Consider the following 17,551-nt stretch of genomic DNA (forward strand, 5'->3'; position numbering starts at 1 on the left):
ATTGACGTTATCGAAAAGGCCGTCCAGATTTCCCATGATACCATCGACGAGCAGACCTTTCAGCCATTCAACGATTGCGTCGATGATAAAGTCCATACATCAGCTCCTTTTCTGGAAAAGGGACAACGGGTGACATTTAGCTGAACAGCCCGGACAGCAGAGGGATAAGCTGAAGGCCGATCAGAACGACACCGCCGCCAGCCATGAGCTGTTTTATTCCCAATTAGGTGTAAAACTCTGCTCGATGGCGGGCGGCGGCGTACAAAAAATCTATATGGTGTTTTTAAGAGAACCGTCCCGGCGGGACAGGTCAGGCAGTGACCTGTTCCACCTCCGGGATGGGTTTGAGATTAAAATGAATTTCGATAGAAATGTGTCTTGTTTTATCTTCGTCAATGCGCTCATGCACGACGATTTCTTTGATTAAGCGGTTAAGGGTGGCTGCGTCCAGCTCTGTGATGTTGGCGTATTCCTGAATGGCTTCCACCCATTGTTTTGCGTCATTGGCAAGCTGGACTTCATCGGACAGCCGCTTTCTGCCCTCGGACACCTTTGCTTTAAGCTCCGTCTGCTCGGTCTGTGTCTTTTCCAGCATGGTGTTGAAATTCTGCTCACTGATACGCCCTGCAATCATATCCTCATAAAGCCGCATGACCATTTTATCCAGAACCTCAATCCGTTCCTCGTCCCTTGTAAGGGAGCGTTCCATTGCTTCCCGCTGTTCCCGCTGCTCGGCTTCACAGGTATTAGTCAGGCGGTCGGCAACCGCTTTCCCGTCCATCAGGCAGCTCTGGCACATTCCCGGATTTTTCGCAGCACATGGCTGTAAAGGGTGTCATAGTCAATCCGGTGCTGGGTGCAGTGGTTCTTTCCAAAGGCATTGTAGGTCTTGCAGGAATAAATCTGCTGGGGATGTTTTGCGTTTGTATAGCGTATCGTCAGCGACTTCCCACACTCGCCGCATTTTATCAGTCCGGCAAACAGGCTGATTTCATTGGTCTGCCCCGGACGCTGGCGGGATTTCAGCTTGTTCTGCACAATGTCAAAGCTCATGCGGTCAATCAGCGGTTCATGCTGTCCCTCCACTACAATCCAGTCCTCCGGCTTCTTTTCCCCAATCGTGCCGATTTTGAAACGGTAGTCTTTTTTCTGGGAAGCAATCGCCCCGGTGTAAACGGGATTCATCAAAAGGTCTTTGATAACGGAGAAGTCCCACATATACCGTCCGTTTTCCGGGTCTTTCTTTTCCCATTTGGTTCGGGTATTGCGAAGCCCCCGTTCCCGGTTCCACCATGTGGGGCAGGGGATTTTTTCTTCCTCCAGCCGTCTGCGGATATAGTTCGGACCATGACCGTTTAGGGCATATCCGAAAATCAGCCGCACAATCGGGGCGGTTTCCTCGTCAATGAGCAGATGGTTTTTGTCCTCCGGGTCTTTCCGATACCCAAACGGGGCAAGACACCCGGTAAACTGTCCTTTCTGCGCTTTCAGAAGATAAGAGGAATGGACTTTCTTGGAAATATCCTTGCTGTACATCTCGTTCAGGATATTCTTGAACGGGGCAATATCGTTGTTATCCCGCAGGGTGTCGATACCGTCATTCATGGCGATATAGCGGACACCATTTCTTGGGAAAAAGTCCTCAATCAAATGCCCGGTTTGCAGATAGTTACGCCCCAGTCGGCTGAGGTCTTTCGTGATGACAAGGTTGATTTGCCTGCGCTCAATGGCTCTCAACATTCTCTGTAAATCAGGACGCTCCATATTAAGACCTGTGAAGCCATCGTCCTGATAGACTGCCACAACCTCCCATCCCTGCTTTTCGCAGTATTTTTCCAGCATATCACGCTGGTTTGCGATACTGGCACTTTCGCCTTGCAGGTCATCGTCCTTTGACAGTCTGCAATAGACCGCTGCACGATAACCCCCGGCAAGTGCCGAACCGATTGTTCTGTATTCCATTTCGTTCATCATAGCCATTTACCCACACAATCCAGACGGTATCTGGCTCTTTTGAACCTCATCTTCATTATACTTCAAATCTTTCTTTTTAGCAAGATATTCTTTCGTATTTGTCTTACCGTATTTCTGGGAAATCAGGCTGACGAACACATCGGTTGCGTCCAGCTCCCCGTCAAACACCGTTGTAACATGAATCTCTGTTTTGTTTTTTGCCATAGGCAGTTATCCTCCATACATGAAAATAGCCAGACAGAGGGTGTCGGCAACGAAGTCCGGCAACGGGCTTCAAAAGACCTTGCAAACAATCTCAATCTGGCGATGGTTACTATTTATACTTTTCTTTTATTTTTCTGTTGTTTTGGTTGTCATAGGGGAGAAAAGCCCAGAAATAAGGGATTTTCCCCGGCAACCGGCTCGGCAACGGGATAGCAACAGGGGGTGCAACGGGCTGTCATTTTCAGAATGGAAGCTCCATCTGTTCTGAGACCTCCACAAAACCGTCCCTCGTTTTTTCAGACGGGTTGCCGGAGTCCGTTGCCGGGTTTTCACGCTCCCAGCCCTTTTGTCTGCCATATTCGGAAAACATTCTTGGGTTCGGGAAGTACCGCCAGCCGGAAATACACTGATTCATAATCTCGTTGATTTCCCGGATTTCCCATTGCTTCGGCTCGTCAAAGGCATGGTTTAAGGCTTCCTTGTAGAGCTGCTTGGAACAGACCATGCTCCCGGTGTACTTATCAAGATACGCCTGTATCATCCCGGCTTTGGTGTCCTCCGGCATAAAATCCCGCTGGTGTTCTTTGAGATACCGCTGCATGGCGGGGCTGAAAGCCAGCTTGAACCTGCCGCTTCGGTAAATCTCCATCGCTTCCGCCCACATCTGCTCGATATAGGCTCTGGAAGCAGCTTCGTCCTCCAAAATGTGAACCTCGGCTTGCTCCGGGTACACCATGACGGGGATAAAGCGGCGGTTGCCGGAACGGTCAAGGGGCAGGAAGTCAAGGGCATTGGAAGTGCCGCCAAACACGCACTGACGGGGGCGGTCTGCCGGGTGGGTTTCATAGGGTATCTTGTAAACCTCTTTCTGCCGGCTTAAAAATGACTTGATTTCCTCAATGCTCTTGGCGTTTGCGGTTGCCATCATTTCCGACATTTCGATAATCCAGTGACCTTGCAGCTTGCGGTACACATTGTCATCGTCCAGCTTCCGCAAATCATCGGAGAACCACTCGTCCCGGACTGCCAGCAGACGGAAGAATGTGGACTTTCCAGCCCCCTGACCGCCTACCAGACAAAGCATGATTTCAAACTTGCACCCCGGCTGAAAGGCTCGTGAGATTGCACCCAGCAGGAACAGCTTCAACGCTTCATAGGTGTAATCGTCTGCGTCAGCCCCCAGAAAGTGCCGCAGACAGAAACGGATTCGTTCTGTCCCGTCCCACACAAGGGCACTTAGGTAGTCCCGGATGGGATGGTACTTGTTTTCATTCGCCACAATCCCGATGGCATTATCAATCTTTTTCTCATTGGTAAGCCCATAGGTTTCTTCCAGATAGAGAAGCAGATACTTCATATCCGTATCGTTCAGGGCTGTGCTTTCTCTGTGAAAACCGATGGGCTTTATGATGTCCTTGCGGTCGGTCAGGATGTTGTATGCGATAGCCCCGGAAAGCAGAGGGTCACGCTGGAATACGGTCAGGCAGTTCCGTATGCTCTGGCGGACACCGCCTTTCTCGGTGGTTTCCAGCCCCGCCTTGATTTCCTCAATGCTCTGGGGCGGCTGCATGGCGTTCATGGTGTTTTTTAGTTCTTGCTGCGTCTGCGGCTGCAAGCTCTGCCATTCGCTGTTCAAGCTGTATCACATCCTTTCCGTAGTCCGCAATCAAAGCCGCTTTTTCCTCTGTCTCCCCGAACAGCAGCACATCCAGCAGATATTCCACATGGGCTTGCTTTTGTAAGGCTTCCACAAACCGGGGATGAAAGGCTTCCTCTGGGGAGTGCGGGGCATATTCCGTTCTCCATACCATAAGCAAGTGGAGATAATCGGCAAGGATACGGAAGCAGCGGTTCTTTGCTTCCTGAAACTGTTCCTCCGGGGATTTCTGCCGGGGCTTGGGCTTTTTTGCCTTTCCCGGCGGTTTCCAGTCCTCATAGGAAAGCCCAAAGTCATTTGCCAGTTGTACGGCGGCTTCTTTCTTTGCCAGCCCATACAGGGCGGCGGCAAAATCAATCACATCCCCATCCGCACCGCAGCCGAAGCAGTGGTAACGCCGATCCAGCTTCATGCTTGGGGTTTTATCATTATGGAACGGGCAGCAAGCCATCCCGTTCGACCTACATGGATTCCATAATGCTCCGCAGCCTGTCTTGTTGTGACGGACTGCTTCACAGCTTCAAATACATTCAAATCTATCCCTCCTTGAAAATAAGAAAAGCACCTGACATTCTCTGATTGAAAATGGCAAGTGCCTGTTAAAGTTCCATATCCTGTTGTCTGTGTTTCGCCTGTGCCGGGGCGGTTCTTTGAGCCTTTTTCTCGTCTGCCTTATCCTGCAAGACTTCCTTGATGGGCTGCTTCTTAGGCGGCTCTTTACTTTCCTCTGTGCCGGGTGTGGCTTTCCGTACCCAGTAGCGGATGTCCCGCAGCTTCTTCAAATCCTCCTGTACCTCGGTCAGTGGTACTTTCAACTCTGCGATTTCTTCCAGAAGCGTTTCCTGCTCCTCTTGCAGCTCCTTTTGGGTACTGTCCTTATCATCTGGGTGCTTGGCAAGGTGGGTGGCGGCTTTTTCATACCGGGCAACCTCCGAGTGTTCCTGTTTGAATTTCTCCTTTGTTTTCTTAAAAAATATCTTCTGGTACTTCTCATAGACAGGCTTACATTCCTTGCAGTCTGTCCGGCTGGCAAGAATCCCGTCAATCACTTTGCTTCGGGCTTCCTTTGGCTTCATCTGATTGCGGTAATCTGCGGCTGATTTCCCGGAAGATTCCAGAAATGCTTCTAAGTCCTCCACAGTGGAAAGCCCCTTTTGCTGGAGATAGGACAGGGCTTCGCTGACTGCCTTTAAGTCCTGTGAAGTCCCCCGATTTTGTCCAGACCTCGTCCAGTCCTTCCGTTCTTCCTTTCGTATCTCCATATATTTCATCAGTAGATTGGGAAGAAGTGTCGCTTCCTCCGCCGCCTTTTGTGCAAGCAGTTCTTTCCGTTTTTCTCCCAGCTCGGTAATCCAGCCTTTGAGGTTTTGGATAAGCTGCCGGATGGACTTCATCAGGCGGTTGGCGGCTCTGATTTCCCGGTTCAGGTTGCCGATGTTCGTCTGGATACCCCGCTTTTCCATCTGCCGGACAGCAGCTCCCTCATGGACAGTAGGGATAATATCAAGCCCCTGTCTTTCGTAAGAACGGAGATCTACTCGTTCCGGGCGGTTGTTGGCTTCCAGATAGCGGTTTTGGATGACCTCCCATTCATGCCGCCAGATTTCGCCATATTTGCGGTCGTTCCAGTCAACCGTATCTTCCTTGTGGCTTTTCCACCTGCCGGACGGGAGCTTGATTCGTTCCCCGTTCTTATCAAGTTCATAGACCTTGCGGCTCTTGGGAAGCCATTTCCCACGCTCATCCATTGCCCGCATGGTCAGCATGACATGGGCGTGTGGGTTTCCGTCCCCTTTGTCATGGATGGCAAAATCCACGCACATTCCTTTGGAAACAAACTGCTGGCGGCAGAAATCCCGTACAAGGGCGGCGTACTGGTCGGGCGGTATCTCTCTGGGAATGGAAAGCACCCACCGCCTTGCAAGCTGGGAGTTCCATTGCTTCTCAACAGCTTCGGCAGCGTTCCAGAGGGTGTTGCGGTCTGTGTACTCCAGGGGAGCGTTTGCCGGGAGCAGGATTTCATTGTGGACGATACCACGCTTTTCCGGGTAGTGTTTTACTTCCTGGTCATATTCACAGAACAGCTTTTCGCCGCTCTGGTAAGCAGCGGCGGCAACCGCAGACTGGCGGTGGCTGCGCTGCACAATAGAGATTTCGTTGTGTGGACAGGGCATTTTGTGTTCCTCCTTTCCGTTTTTGGACATAGAAAAAGCAGGATACCTTTTCAGATTTCCTGCTTGTTGTGCCGCTGGGGGCGGCGGGTATTTAGTAATACATTTACATAGTTTTGTGCAAGTACCAAAGTCGCACAATAAATACAATTTGTCCAATAGCATAAGCCCCAATAATAGTGAAACATGGGACTACTGTCATATATCCGGTGAAAATCAAAGCAAAAATAGAAACAGCAATCGTAACATTCATTACCTTGAAGCCACTTGCCATAGCAGCATTACTAAGCGAAATATTTCTCTCGTCATTTTCCTCTATTTCCATTTCTTTGGTTTTCTTAACGAACAAGTCGCACACACCAGATACAATCAGCAAAATTCCAATGAGAGATGTACCTACTACTATTAAGTCGGGACGTGGCACAGGTATTATTTCATGTACTCCCAAACCGTATGTTAGCAATCCTCCCAGTAGAATAATCATTCCTGTAACTGTCATTAAAATCAACAACCTTTTTTTCATAATCAATCCTCCTCGTAAATAAAAATTTCTTCAATACTCATGTTGAAATATCTGGCAATCTTAAATGCCAACTGAATAGATGGGTTATAGCGTCCGTTTTCCAAAGAGCCGATGGTCTGTCGTGATACTTCCAATGCATTTGCTAAATCTTCTTGCTTTATGCCTCGTTGCTTTCGTAATTCTTCCAGGCGATTTTTCATGTCATCCTCCTCTCTTATGGAAAGTTAACTTTCCATGCTTCCATTATATCACATAGTTCTTTTATGTCAAGTTAGCTTTCCATTTGCATTATATTTTATGAAACTTATCGGCTGGGAACAGCTTGCAACGCAAGGTGTCCCCAGATGGCAAGTCCACAAAAGGGTAGCTGGCGGCAGCCAGCGCAGGGGAAGTGTAGCGTCCCCTGTTTGATTTGGAGCAGACCGTGGCTGCGGAAAATCACAGCCCTCCTGCAAGGAGCCTTCGGAGAACGCAATGCACCAACCTCTGGGTGGTGTATAATTGCGCCCTTAGTAAACTAAGGGGTTTCCGGCTTCTCCCGTTCCAGCAGTTTTTTCAATATATCTTGCGTGTCCTGCCTGTGAAAAATGAGTTTCAGCAACAGCATGACATCATCGTCCGTCAGGCGTTCCGGCTCTTGCAGAAAACTTTCCAGCATACCGCCACGAGTACAGAGCCGGTGCGTCCGTTCCTTTCGGGTAAGCTGCTTCAACTGGTGCTGCAATGCCTTTTCATCATTGATGGCTTTCCGCAGTTTCTTTTCGCTTTTCTCCAACTCCCGGTTGAGCTTTCCCAGCTTTGAGGTATCAGGCAAGGGTAGCGCCCTCCTTTCCCGGTATCAGCACATAAATCCTGTTCGGTTCTCCCACGCCCTGACGCACCCGCATGATAAGTCCGGCGGTTTCCAGTTCATTCAAAGAACGCTTGACCGTCATGAGGCTGCGGGACAGGACTGCGGCAATGGCTGTGATAGGGAAGCAGACAAAAAGAATCCCGTTCTCGTCCGCCTGCCCTCTGAAAAGCATAGCGTCCAACATCCGGCAGTACATGACCTTTGCGGTGCTGCTGACTGGAAATCCTGTCAACGCTCTGGGAAATGGCATACAGGGCGGCAATGGTGTGTCTATCGTCATAAATTCAAAATTCATTCGGTGTGTTCCTCCTTTTTCTTTGCTCGTTTGGATAAATAACGGGGGCAGTCAATCACAACCGCCCGGAAGCTCTGCTTGCACCCATGCTGGCATTTCCGGCATAATTCGTTGTAAGTGACACGCCCCCGGTCATTGAGGTAAAAGGAAAGCTCATGCTTCCGCTTTTTGCTCATTCTCGGCATGTTACGTTTCCTCCCGTTTTCGTGTATGGTTTCGGGGCGATTTTCGGCAAAATTACAGCCATAGAGCCGCTAAAATCTCCCGAAGTCTCAGCGATAGTAGACTATCTCCCTATCAAATTGTCGTGTTTCGGTATCATTTCGGTGTCAGTTCGCCAGTTCTCCCCGGTGTCGTTCCTCCCCTGAATCTCACAGCGGCGTATCGCTCCCTTTGGTACGCTCGTTTCGGTCAGGGTTCCTCCATATCCCTGCCAAAAGTCATGGCGCTACATCGCCGGGGAAGCATATCCCACACAGGCTGGTCATTCGATTGGAATAATCCATCGATGAACTACCTGTATCATAGAACATTTTTGTGCCCTGTGCCGTATATCCACAAAGTAGGAATCAGGGGGAAAATCAGAAATTTCCACGATTGCGGAAAGTGTGATATAATCCAGTTAAACGGCAGAAATAAAACCACCGGAAAGGAGCGTGCGCCCATGAAAGTTGCAACAAGCATACAGGAACGCCTTTGGGAACTCCGCAAAGACAAAGGCTTAAATCTGGAAGAACTATCAAAGCTGACGGGCATTTCTAAATCAGCCCTTGGCAGTTATGAAAAAGAGGATTATAAGGAAATCAATCATGGCAACCTTATCACGCTGGCAGACTTCTATGGGGTTTCCGTCGATTATCTGCTGTGCCGGACAGAGAACAGGGAGCAGATCAACACGCCACTGACGGAGCTGCATTTGAACGATGAGATGGTGGCACTGCTGAAAAGCGGTCGGATTAACAACCGTCTGCTCTGCGAACTTGCCACCCATAAGGACTTTATCAAGTTTCTTGCGGACATTGAGATTTATGTGGACGGGATTGCCACCATGCAAATCCAAAATCTCAACTCCCTTGTTGATACCGTCCGGCATGAAATTATTGAACGGTATCGCCCCGGCGAAGATGACCCGCATTTGAAGGTGCTGCAAGCCGCACATATCAGTGATGATGAGTATTTCAGTCACATGGTTCTGGATGACCTCAACCTGATTATCCGGGATATTCGGGAATTCCACAAAAAGGACAGCGAGAGTGCGCCCCAAACTACCGTTGCCGATGAACTGAAAGAAAATCTGGAAGCGGTCGAAAATTTCAAGGGCAGTCGAGATGAAAAACTGGTTATCCTTTACTGCAAGCAGCTTGGTATCAACTATAAAAACCTGTCAGAAGAAGAATTTCGCTGGTTCATTCGTATTCTCAAAAAATCAAAGAAAATGGGAACGCCTATCAGCCAGAGGAAAAAACGGTAAAGGAAAACCGCTGTTGCATGGTTTGTTGGATTCCATGTAGCAGCGGTTTGTGCTGTGGTTATTATTTCATTCGTTTTCTTAATATTCGGCGATAATTTGTTTCTCCCTTTGGTGCGTCCTGTATAATTTCCAACACACCATCTTCAAGCATTTTATCAATGCGATTGGAAATCCATACATCACTAATTCCAAGTTGATATTTTCCTAAAACATTACCTATGACAATAGCCATTTTGAATTGCTCTGGCTGTTCCGCAATTTCACGAAGAATGAAACTATCATATATATCTTCTGAAACGCTTTGCAATTTACCATTTAACATTGCACGCAAAGGTGCATTTTCATTTTGAAGTTGATTCCATTTCATAGTACAAGCTGAAAGAAATACAGGATTAGCTTTCTCTTGTAGAGTTATATAGTTTCCCCATTCGCCAGGAGAGACCTCGCCCCATGCTATTTTGGATGTCATAGTATTTTCTTTTCCATATTCCCATGTAGGTAACTTAACCAAATAAATTGTTGTCTGGCAGTTTAATGGTTGAAGTTGTTTCATAAGCCAATACATACCACAAAGCTCATCTGGATTATAGCTATACCAAATGCGAATTTCTTCCCCAGCTACATATCGTTCAATCACTGAGGTCAATGTAGTTTTAATTTTCTGTATTTTTTCTTCAACCTGATAATCTAAATCCTCTACAAAGCAGACAGACAGCATTTTCTTGAAAATATTTTTCCGCTGTTCGCCAATTCCATTATCAGAAATATCTCCCACACTAAGAGCCATATCAAAACAATAAACATCACTGCTCTTGCCTCCCAATGGAATAGCATTCTCCCAAGCAATGCGTTCTTGTTCCTGTGCTTGAAGCTGTGCCTTTTTCATTTCATCTGAAGATGGAACACTCCCGTCTTCGTGCCTCATAAATATTGAAACAGCACTTCCTCTATACTTTCCCTTGCCGTAAGTTTGGGCAATTTTCAAACTTCCACAGGCACTTTCACCAAATACAATTTCAATCATCTTATATACCTCCGATTTAATTGCTCCCGTTATGAATAAATCATCTCATACAAAACAATTTCTTCTGCCCTGTTGTGAATGTTATTGCAACGCTGCACCCATTCCATTTGTCGGGTACACTTCAATTCCTCTGTCACGCCCTCGGTAGCTTTCATCTGCTCCATGATAGTGTCTAACCGTTTTTGTGCCTGTTCATTCAGGTCTGCAAGATATGTCAACAATTCTCCGGTCAGTATCAATGTATTCAATCTGGCTGGGTGGACTTCTCTTAAATATTCCCGGTGCATTCGTCCGTACTTTCCGATAGGGCGGTGTTCCTCCGGCAGTTTCAAGCCTGGAATGTAGTATCTCCGACAAGGATATAATCAATTCCGTTTTCCGTTATTCTTGGTTTCAATTCGCTCATGTTCCTTACCTCCTGTGGAAGCAGGCTCGTCTGGTACTAACTCAATCACATCAGTAATCTCACAATTCAGAGTTTCACAGATACGGGCTAATGTATCCATGCTGATGTGCTTTCCCTCTTTGCTCATGTTGGCAATCATATTTGTTGTCATACCAGCAGCAAGCCTTAAATCCTCTTTTCTCATATCACGCTCTAACAGTGTGTGCCAGAGTGGTTTATAGCTGATGTGCATATTGTTTTCCTGCCTTTCTATCCATACCACCGGGGCGGTTGCCCCGGCAGGACTTTTCTCTTATTATAACACCAATCTTGTGAAATCACAATTTATTCTTGTAGCCTGCCGCTGATACCGTCTGGATTGTGCATTCCCTTTCTTTTTGTTCCCTTTAATTAGCCATGAACTGCTTAATGCCCTGGCTTTTTGCTGATGTGCGATAAAGAAGTAATAGAAGTGTAAAAAATTTTGCCGTTCCTATCCGGCACTTGCGCATTGTGTCGGATAGGTCGGGCGTTAGGCTTCGGGCAAGTCAATCTTGCCGACAAAGCTGTAATAAATCTCAATGTCCTGCCTGCGGGTGCCGTTCTCGTCATAACTGCACTCATGCACGACGATTTTCTCAATCATCTCCCGCAAGAGGGTGGGGGTAAGTTCCTCAAAGGCAAGGTGCTTTCGGACGATACCCATAAACTTTTCCGCGTTGACGGTGGCGGCCTGCGACTTGTCCAGTTCGGCCTGCAAAGCGGCGGCGCGGTCTTTCAGTTCCCGCTGTTCCTGCTCATAGTCTGCCGACAGTTCCATGAAACGCTCGTCGCTGATTTTGCCGTTCACATTGTCCTCATACAGCCGCTTGATAATGCGGCTCACTTCGGCAATGCGCTCCTGTGCCTGTTCAAGCTGCTTGGTGGCTGCGGCGGTCTTTCTCTTGCCGCCGATCTCGTTCTGCTGGATAAGCAGCTTCACAAAGCGGCTCTCATGCTTGGCGGCATACTCGGTCACTTGCCGGAGATTGGAGAGGACACCGGCGGTCAACAGGTCGGTGCGGATAAAGTGCGCCGTACAGTCGCGGGTGCGCTTCTTGTAGCTGCCGCAGATGTAACAGTCCTGCTTGCGGTTCTTGTTCTGATACCGCTGCTGATACATCACATGGCCGCAGTCGGCGCAGAACAGCATACCGGAGAACAGTCCCACTTCATCATAGCGGTTCGGGCGTTTGCGCTGCTTGCGTAACTCCTGCACGCGCTCCCATGTTTCCCGGTCTATGATAGGCTCATGGTGGTTCTCAAAAACAGCCTGCTTCTCCACGGGGTTCTCTACACTGTGCTTGACCTTGTAAGAGGGCTTCTCCGTCTTGAAGTTTACCAGACAGCCGGTGTACTCCCGGTTTTCGAGGATATGAACGACGGTGTTCGTCGCCCATTTGCACTCATAGCCGGGGTGGTAGCGGCGTGTGCTGCCCGTCCTGCGGTATTCCAGCGTCCCCGGCGTGGGGATTTGCTGCTCCGTAAGCATACGGGCAATCTTGGTCGGGCCATTCCCGGCAAGGCAAAGCTGGTATATCTGCTGGACAACCGGCGCGGGTTCCTCGTCAACGATATAGTTCTCGTCCTCGTCCATGAGGTAGCCATAGACCGGCTTGCTGGTAACAGGCTTGCCGCTCATGCCTTTTGCTCGTTTTACTGCTTTGATTTTCTTGCTCGTATCTCTCACCAGCCATTCGTTGAACAGATTTCGCAGAGGGGTAAAATCGTTGTCCATGCCGCCGTTTGCGCTGTCCACATTGTCGTTGACAGCGATAAACCGCACTCCCTTTTGAGGGAACAGCATTTCCGTGTAAAACCCTACCTGCAAGTAGTTTCGCCCTAACCGGCTCATGTCCTTGACTATGACGGTTCCGACTTTCCCGGCCTCAATGTCTGCAAGCATGGCTTGAAAACCGGGACGCTGGAAGTTTGCGCCGGAAAAGCCGTCGTCGGTGTACCAGCGCAGATTGGTAAAGCCGTTCTGCTTGGCGTAGGTTTCCAAAATCCTTTTCTGGTTCGATATGGAATTGCTTTCGCCTTGCAACTCGTCCTCATGGGACAATCTCGGATAAAGGGCGGTAATGAGGTTTTGGGTGGCTTGTCTTAACATAAAATCCTCCGTTTCCGACAGCCAGCCCCACTATTCCGTAGCTTTATTGTACCACGGAATAGCGGGGGCTGTATAGCGGCAAAAGTGTAAAATCTGCTTCTTTATGGTTTGTCAAATTGCCGGTTTTTGTGTAGCAGCGGCTTCCGCTTCCAATACCCGCGCCATTTTGTCGGCGGCGGTGGTCGTGGTATCTTTCTTGAAATAGCCGGACACGACAAGGACGGAATTGCCCATGCGGATTTCCGTCACGCAGTCGGGGCGGCGGGCGGTGCGGGTGTCGTGCTGCTTGTTATCTGTCATAGGCAATACTCCTTTCAGTCGGTAATCAGTTTCTTCATGCTCTCCATTTTCCGCTGCGCAGTTTCCTGCCGGAAGTTGTCGCCGGTAAAGCGTACCGGGACGCACATGGAAAGCAGGCGGTCATAAATCCGGGAATGGGCGGTGTCCTCCGGGTTCCGCAGGTCGTCCAGCGTGAGGTTGGTCGTGACGATCAGCGGCTTGCCGCTGCGGTAACGGCTGTCAATCACATTGAAAACCTGTTCCAGCCCGTACTCGGTGCCGCGCTCCATGCCGAAGTCGTCAAGGATAAGCAGCGGATAGCGGCAAAGGCGGGAAATGTACTCGTTGCGGTTCTCAAAGCTGGCGGCAAGGTCGTTGAGGATAAGGGCAAAATTCGTCATGTGGACGGGGATTTCTTTCTCCATGAGGGCGTTTGCGATACAGCCCGCAAGGTAGCTTTTCCCGGTTCCCACGCCGCCCCAGAACAGGCAGCCGATATTGTCGGCTCGCATATCCTCCCAGTGTTCCACATACCGGCGGGCAATCCCGGCCTGTGGGTTCCTGCCGTTGTCGTTCTCAAAAGTCCAGTTCCGCATGGTGGGGTCGGTAAAGCCCCGGCGTTTCAGTTCCTCCACGGTGTCAAGGTGCCTGCGCCGCTTCTCGGCGGCCTCCCGTTCCTCGCGGGCGGCTCTCTGGCAGTCGCATTCTGCCGGGTGGCGGTCACGCCCGAAGATAGCGGCCTTATCCGGCGCAAAATAGGCTTCTTTCGGCTTGCGGCACTTGCCGCAGTACAGTAAACCGTCCTCGCCGGTGTAGTCCTCCGGCTCCGGGGTGGCAGTCGTCATATTCTCCAAAACAGCGTTGATTTCGTTCTTCATAAACTCTCGCCCTCCTTGCATGAGTAGTCTGGTATGCCCTTTTTCGGGGCTTTCTTGGCTGCGTCCTCCTGCGCCCATTTGTAGATTGTGGCGGCATGGCTGCGGTATCGCTTGCCGCTGGACGCGATATGGCAGGATAGCCGGTCAATGTAGTAGTTCCATTTGTCGGGCAGGTCTGCTTTCAGCCCGTCCAGTTCTGATTGCGAAAGAAAGACATTTTCATACCGGCCATAGGCAGCGCGGGTAGGTTGTCCCGTATCTAACTCTCGCTCTCTCTCTTTTTCTATCTCTATCTCTTTCTCTATCTCTATCTCTGGTGGACAAATGTCCGCTTGATATGGTGGACATTTGTCCGCCCCGGCCTTTGGCAAGGCTTTTTGCTCCTGCAAAGCCAGCCTTGCCCGCCGTTTCCGCTCCCCCTCGGTAGAGGATTGGCCGATCAGCAGTTCAATGTTGCTCATATACAGCGCGCCGTTCTGTAACGGCTCCACAAGCCCCAGCTTCATAAAAATCTGCAAGGCTCGTTCTACGGTGCCGACTTGCTGGCGGGTAATGGTGGCAATCATCTGCGCGGTGTAGGGGATATTTTCATCAAGCTGCAACTTCCCGCCGTTTTTCAGCGATTTCAGGTACAGTTTCAAGAGAATGTTGGAATAGAGGATACCGTCCTGCATACTTTCCAGCAGCACGATAGCGTCCTCGTCAAAGTAATTCTCTTTCAGCTTGAGGTAGTAGTATTTTCGGTTGTCTGACATGGTTCCTCCTTTGGGTGGATTTGGGGCGTTTGTACGCATTTAGAACGCCGTTTCCGGGGGAAAAGGATAAATGTATCGCATACCTTTTGACACCCACGAAAAAAGCCTTGATTTATGCGGGTTTGAAAGGCTCTAAAGCGTGACATTTCTGCCTTTGTTTCCGCTTTCTCTCGGCGGCTTTGATTTTCTTCATGCGTCCGGCGCAGTCGGGGCAGTATTTCCCACGGTTGGATTTGGGGACAAATGCCGCACCGCAGACCGCACACCGTTTCCGGCTCCCCCGGTACAAGAGGGCTGCGGCCAGTTCCCCGTCAAGGGGCAGGACAGCCACACGGAACCAGCGGCACATGAGGGAAAGGGAAATGCTCTGGACGCACACGCAAGGCTCCCCGTCGTCTAACAGCAGGCAGTTCCCCTCGTCGTAGTTACAGCACTCATGTACCAACCGCCGCGCCCGCCGGTGCTGGCGGTAGTCCATTCTCGGTAACTTATCGCTCATGGCTCTGCTCCTTTCTGCGGTGGGGTTCCTCCCGGCGTAAAATCTGGTCGATGTTCCGCTTGACGGTCTGCAACTCCTTGAACCGCTGCTTCTGTTCGTGATAGGTGTTATACAGGCCGGATTTCTTGGAAACAAGCTGCTCGATCTCGTCCTGCAACGATTTCCGGGCGGGCAGTTTGGTAATTCCATGCGCCTTGAAATACCGGGCGGCTGCGTCGGCTATGATAAAGTCGCTTTCATGCGCCTGCTGATAGGCGGTGCGGGCTTTCTCGGATTTCTGCGCTTTCAGCCCGTCGCGGGCGGGCTTGGTCTTGGCGTAGGCCAGTACCTGTTGCTGCAACTCCTTTTTCCCTTGTAGCTTCGTTTCCAGTGCTTTCAGTTCGCCGCTGGTCTGGCGCATTTCCTGATAGGCGGTATCAACGGCGGCTTCCAACTGCTCCGGGGAAGTGAAGCCGTATTCCTGATACACATTCAGCGTCGCGGCCATTTGTTTGAGGTTGTGCATGGTCGCCCAGCGTTCATAGCCCCGGCCTTTGCCTCGGCTTTCTTCTGCTCAATGTCCACAAGCCGCTGCACACCGTCCTGTTTCGGGGCGGTTTGAGGGGCTTTTGTGGGCTGTATGCCAGCTTTCCCACGCCGGGGGTATTCGGGTATGGCCGCGGCCTTTTCTGTGGCTCTGGCGGCGTTCTGCTCCAAAACGGCAAGGACAGCGGCGCGGTCAAAGTCGTCGCCCAGCTTGCGGGCAGTAATGGGCTTTGTCCTGTCCGGCGTAAGGTAGGAAAGCCGCCCCCGGCTCTCCTTGACGGTCACACCCTCCCGCAGCAGCAGAGAGGAAAAGTCCTCGAATGAGGTCGCCGCAGACAGCGCGGCGCGTATGGTCTGCCGCAGCTTCTCCTTGTTCGTTTCAAACTTGGTCTGCCGGGGTGTGATACCCTCCGCAATCATGGGGGCGTTCTGCTTGTCCAGCGCGGCCTGTCCCTTTTTCTGCGCCCAATACTCCCGGTCTGTGACGCGGTTCTTGCTGCCGTTCAAGAGGTCGATTTGGTAAAGCCCCTCCCGGTGGCACATCTCCATGACTTCGGATTTGAAGTAGCGCATGGCAGCGTCGGTACAGCGGTGCTTGCAACCGGCTTTCATGTCGGCTGGCCTGTCCATGTAGGGCAGGAACGGCACTTCCTCAATCCGCAGGCTGTTAATGACGATATGCACATGAATGTTGCCGCTGTGGTTATGCCCGTCCGGGTGGGTGCATACAAGAGCTTGGTGGCCGGGGAAATGCTCGGCGCAAAACTTCTCGCCCAATTCCTGCGCCCGGTCTACGGTCAAGCCATTGTCCGGGCCGTCCCGTGGGTCAAAGCTGATGATATAGTGGTGGCTTTTCACATCTTCCCGCCGCTGGTTCTTCCCGTAGCGGAGATTTGCCCGCATACACGCAACGGCAAAATCCTCGCCGCCGCAGTTCAGTGTGGACAGCCGGTAGTCCTCACGGGGGATAAGCCTGCCGGTTTCATCAAGAACGGGCTTCATGGTAAACTCGTCATGCTCAAAAAGCAGGTATTGTTCGGCGGCTCCGTAGTCGGCGTTTTTAGAGTTGATATGCTTGAGTGTTGCCAACCGCGTCACCTACTTTCTGTAAGACTTCATACTTGAGGGCGGCAAGGTCGGCTATGGCGGCGCGTACCTCGCCGGACAGCGCATTGTAAGGTACGCCGTACTCGTTCAGATACCGGGCTATCTGGTTGAGGTTGCCGCCGATCTTGCCGTACTCGGCGGTCAACTTCCCGACAGCGGAGAGCAGTTCATCATTGACCGCTGACACATGGATAACGGGGCGTATAGTGGTGCGCCGTATCGCCTGCCGGAGAAATTCGGACTGGCTGATACCATAGGGCGCAAGCCGCGCTGTGAAGTCGGCGTATTCATCTTCGGACAGCCGGGTTTTCACAACGCGGCTGCGGTGGGGTGTGTTGTATCGCTTCGGCATGGGCTGTAAACCTCCTTTCACTTATCACAAAAAATTCTCTTATCTGTTAGCCATTTTCGGGGCGAAAGTGAGAAAAAACTTTTCGCCGGTCGGAAATATTTTTGCGGCGTAAGCCGCCATAGCAGGGTTTGGGGAAGGCACTCCCCAACAAGTTTCCCGCGAGGGGCAAAACCGCAGAATTGCGGATTTTGGCACCGTGGTAGAAACTTGCTCTGTAACTGCCGCAGACTATCCCTGTCCGGGCTTTTCCGTACATAGAGCGAACAGGGCGGGGCTTTCAGCCCGCTGTGGGCGGTCTTTTTTCCTTTTCGCTAAAGATACATTTCAAAGGCCGCCAGCTACCCGCTGAACGGGGATTTCTCAAAATTTCTTTCGCTTCTGTAATCCGGGCAACAGGATTTTGGCAACCGGCGGGGCAGAGAATTTTTCCTTTCACTCCCTACACCA

Annotated in this window: 17 protein-coding genes and 5 pseudogenes; 1 reads left to right on the top strand and 21 read right to left on the bottom strand. The window is 50.7% G+C overall.

Annotated features, from left to right (window positions below; all coding sequences use genetic code 11):
- Positions 1-136 precede the first annotated feature (136 nt).
- From DWX76_RS12145 to DWX76_RS12200, 11 genes and pseudogenes are all read right to left on the bottom strand, one after another.
- Positions 137-220 (bottom strand): annotated as a pseudogene (locus DWX76_RS12145) (Maff2 family protein); the annotation flags it as partial.
- A 90-nt stretch (positions 221-310) separates the two neighbouring features.
- Positions 311-1,980 (bottom strand): annotated as a pseudogene (locus DWX76_RS12150) (recombinase family protein).
- A complete protein-coding gene (locus tag DWX76_RS12155; RefSeq protein ID WP_004612761.1) occupies positions 1,981-2,178 on the bottom strand; it encodes a hypothetical protein in 198 nt (65 codons plus the stop codon). It abuts the pseudogene before it with no gap.
- A 241-nt stretch (positions 2,179-2,419) separates the two neighbouring features.
- A complete protein-coding gene (locus tag DWX76_RS12165) occupies positions 2,420-3,757 on the bottom strand; it encodes a virulence-associated E family protein (RefSeq protein WP_015573976.1) in 1,338 nt (445 codons plus the stop codon).
- A pseudogene (locus DWX76_RS12170) lies at positions 3,726-4,369 on the bottom strand (CHC2 zinc finger domain-containing protein). The gene DWX76_RS12165 and the pseudogene DWX76_RS12170 overlap by 32 nt, the downstream one beginning before the upstream one ends.
- Before the next feature lie 65 nt (positions 4,370-4,434).
- Positions 4,435-6,009, bottom strand: coding sequence for a MobQ family relaxase (gene mobQ, locus DWX76_RS12175; protein ID WP_118570777.1), 1,575 nt, complete (start codon positions 6,007-6,009; stop codon positions 4,435-4,437).
- A 103-nt stretch (positions 6,010-6,112) separates the two neighbouring features.
- Complete coding sequence (locus tag DWX76_RS12180; RefSeq protein WP_002595106.1) at positions 6,113-6,529, bottom strand: hypothetical protein; 417 nt, start codon at positions 6,527-6,529, stop codon at positions 6,113-6,115.
- Between the two features lie 2 nt (positions 6,530-6,531).
- A complete protein-coding gene (locus DWX76_RS12185) occupies positions 6,532-6,729 on the bottom strand; it encodes a helix-turn-helix transcriptional regulator (RefSeq protein ID WP_002595107.1) in 198 nt (65 codons plus the stop codon).
- A gap of 317 nt (positions 6,730-7,046) precedes the next feature.
- Positions 7,047-7,343: a DUF3847 domain-containing protein gene (locus tag DWX76_RS12190; RefSeq protein WP_005335898.1), complete on the bottom strand. Its 297-nt coding sequence runs from the start codon at positions 7,341-7,343 to the stop codon at positions 7,047-7,049.
- On the bottom strand, positions 7,336-7,677 hold the full coding sequence (locus tag DWX76_RS12195) for a DeoR family transcriptional regulator (RefSeq protein WP_005335900.1): 342 nt from the start codon (positions 7,675-7,677) through the stop codon (positions 7,336-7,338). Before DWX76_RS12195 ends, DWX76_RS12190 begins: the two co-directional genes overlap by 8 nt.
- The gene (locus DWX76_RS12200; protein WP_002304353.1) at positions 7,674-7,862 is read right to left on the bottom strand and encodes a hypothetical protein; all 189 of its coding nucleotides are present in this window, start codon (positions 7,860-7,862) and stop codon (positions 7,674-7,676) included. The genes DWX76_RS12195 and DWX76_RS12200 overlap by 4 nt, the downstream gene beginning before the upstream one ends.
- A 479-nt stretch (positions 7,863-8,341) precedes the next feature.
- On the opposite strand from DWX76_RS12200, the gene DWX76_RS12210 reads away from it, so the two are divergent.
- Entirely contained in the window at positions 8,342-9,148 is an 807-nt protein-coding gene (locus DWX76_RS12210; RefSeq protein WP_008372835.1) for a helix-turn-helix domain-containing protein, read from the top strand.
- Positions 9,149-9,209: 61 nt separating this feature from the next.
- Here DWX76_RS12210 and DWX76_RS12215 read toward each other — a convergent pair whose 3' ends face one another.
- The 10 genes and pseudogenes from DWX76_RS12215 to mobC all read right to left on the bottom strand — a co-directional run bounded on the left by DWX76_RS12215 (position 9,210) and on the right by mobC (position 17,104).
- A complete protein-coding gene (locus DWX76_RS12215) occupies positions 9,210-10,172 on the bottom strand; it encodes a DUF3658 domain-containing protein (protein WP_005335911.1) in 963 nt (320 codons plus the stop codon).
- A gap of 29 nt (positions 10,173-10,201) precedes the next feature.
- Positions 10,202-10,578 (bottom strand): annotated as a pseudogene (locus tag DWX76_RS12220) (TnpV protein).
- A complete protein-coding gene (locus DWX76_RS12225; RefSeq protein WP_002593556.1) occupies positions 10,538-10,810 on the bottom strand; it encodes a helix-turn-helix domain-containing protein in 273 nt (90 codons plus the stop codon). Before DWX76_RS12225 ends, DWX76_RS12220 begins: the two are co-directional and overlap by 41 nt.
- A gap of 279 nt (positions 10,811-11,089) precedes the next feature.
- The gene (locus DWX76_RS12230) at positions 11,090-12,709 is read right to left on the bottom strand and encodes a recombinase family protein (RefSeq protein ID WP_118570778.1); all 1,620 of its coding nucleotides are present in this window, start codon (positions 12,707-12,709) and stop codon (positions 11,090-11,092) included.
- Between the two features lie 111 nt (positions 12,710-12,820).
- Positions 12,821-13,009: a transposon-encoded TnpW family protein gene (locus tag DWX76_RS12235; protein ID WP_002571011.1), complete on the bottom strand. Its 189-nt coding sequence runs from the start codon at positions 13,007-13,009 to the stop codon at positions 12,821-12,823.
- A 14-nt stretch (positions 13,010-13,023) separates the two neighbouring features.
- Positions 13,024-13,866 carry an ATP-binding protein gene (locus DWX76_RS12240; RefSeq protein WP_118570779.1) on the bottom strand — a complete coding sequence of 281 codons (843 nt, stop codon included), beginning with the start codon at positions 13,864-13,866 and terminating at the stop codon, positions 13,024-13,026.
- The gene (locus tag DWX76_RS12245) at positions 13,863-14,621 is read right to left on the bottom strand and encodes a phage replisome organizer N-terminal domain-containing protein (protein ID WP_005924769.1); all 759 of its coding nucleotides are present in this window, start codon (positions 14,619-14,621) and stop codon (positions 13,863-13,865) included. Before DWX76_RS12245 ends, DWX76_RS12240 begins: the two co-directional genes overlap by 4 nt.
- A gap of 112 nt (positions 14,622-14,733) precedes the next feature.
- Complete coding sequence (locus DWX76_RS12255) at positions 14,734-15,120, bottom strand: cysteine-rich VLP domain-containing protein (RefSeq protein WP_118570780.1); 387 nt, start codon at positions 15,118-15,120, stop codon at positions 14,734-14,736.
- Positions 15,110-16,734, bottom strand: a pseudogene (locus tag DWX76_RS12260) (relaxase/mobilization nuclease domain-containing protein). Before DWX76_RS12260 ends, DWX76_RS12255 begins: the two are co-directional and overlap by 11 nt.
- On the bottom strand, positions 16,706-17,104 hold the full coding sequence (gene mobC / locus DWX76_RS12265) for a plasmid mobilization protein (RefSeq protein WP_076776077.1): 399 nt from the start codon (positions 17,102-17,104) through the stop codon (positions 16,706-16,708). Before mobC ends, DWX76_RS12260 begins: the two are co-directional and overlap by 29 nt.
- Positions 17,105-17,551 lie beyond the last annotated feature (447 nt).

The organism is Clostridium sp. AF21-20LB, from assembly GCF_003478795.1.
Lineage (GTDB): Bacteria > Bacillota > Clostridia > Lachnospirales > Lachnospiraceae > Otoolea > Otoolea fessa.

Bases quoted from the DNA above. Each gene is read 5' to 3' on its own strand.
- DWX76_RS12155 (WP_004612761.1), bottom strand. From the start codon at position 2,178: ATGGCAAAAAACAAAACAGAGATTCATGTTACAACGGTGTTTGACGGG.
- DWX76_RS12165 (WP_015573976.1), bottom strand. From the start codon at position 3,757: ATGAACGCCATGCAGCCGCCCCAGAGCATTGAGGAAATCAAGGCGGGG.
- mobQ (WP_118570777.1), bottom strand. From the start codon at position 6,009: ATGCCCTGTCCACACAACGAAATCTCTATTGTGCAGCGCAGCCACCGC.
- DWX76_RS12180 (WP_002595106.1), bottom strand. From the start codon at position 6,529: ATGAAAAAAAGGTTGTTGATTTTAATGACAGTTACAGGAATGATTATT.
- DWX76_RS12185 (WP_002595107.1), bottom strand. From the start codon at position 6,729: ATGAAAAATCGCCTGGAAGAATTACGAAAGCAACGAGGCATAAAGCAA.
- DWX76_RS12195 (WP_005335900.1), bottom strand. From the start codon at position 7,677: ATGAATTTTGAATTTATGACGATAGACACACCATTGCCGCCCTGTATG.
- DWX76_RS12200 (WP_002304353.1), bottom strand. From the start codon at position 7,862: ATGCCGAGAATGAGCAAAAAGCGGAAGCATGAGCTTTCCTTTTACCTC.
- DWX76_RS12210 (WP_008372835.1), top strand. From the start codon at position 8,342: ATGAAAGTTGCAACAAGCATACAGGAACGCCTTTGGGAACTCCGCAAA.
- DWX76_RS12215 (WP_005335911.1), bottom strand. From the start codon at position 10,172: ATGATTGAAATTGTATTTGGTGAAAGTGCCTGTGGAAGTTTGAAAATT.
- DWX76_RS12225 (WP_002593556.1), bottom strand. From the start codon at position 10,810: ATGCACATCAGCTATAAACCACTCTGGCACACACTGTTAGAGCGTGAT.
- DWX76_RS12230 (WP_118570778.1), bottom strand. From the start codon at position 12,709: ATGTTAAGACAAGCCACCCAAAACCTCATTACCGCCCTTTATCCGAGA.
- DWX76_RS12235 (WP_002571011.1), bottom strand. From the start codon at position 13,009: ATGACAGATAACAAGCAGCACGACACCCGCACCGCCCGCCGCCCCGAC.
- DWX76_RS12240 (WP_118570779.1), bottom strand. From the start codon at position 13,866: ATGAAGAACGAAATCAACGCTGTTTTGGAGAATATGACGACTGCCACC.
- DWX76_RS12245 (WP_005924769.1), bottom strand. From the start codon at position 14,621: ATGTCAGACAACCGAAAATACTACTACCTCAAGCTGAAAGAGAATTAC.
- DWX76_RS12255 (WP_118570780.1), bottom strand. From the start codon at position 15,120: ATGAGCGATAAGTTACCGAGAATGGACTACCGCCAGCACCGGCGGGCG.
- mobC (WP_076776077.1), bottom strand. From the start codon at position 17,104: ATGCCGAAGCGATACAACACACCCCACCGCAGCCGCGTTGTGAAAACC.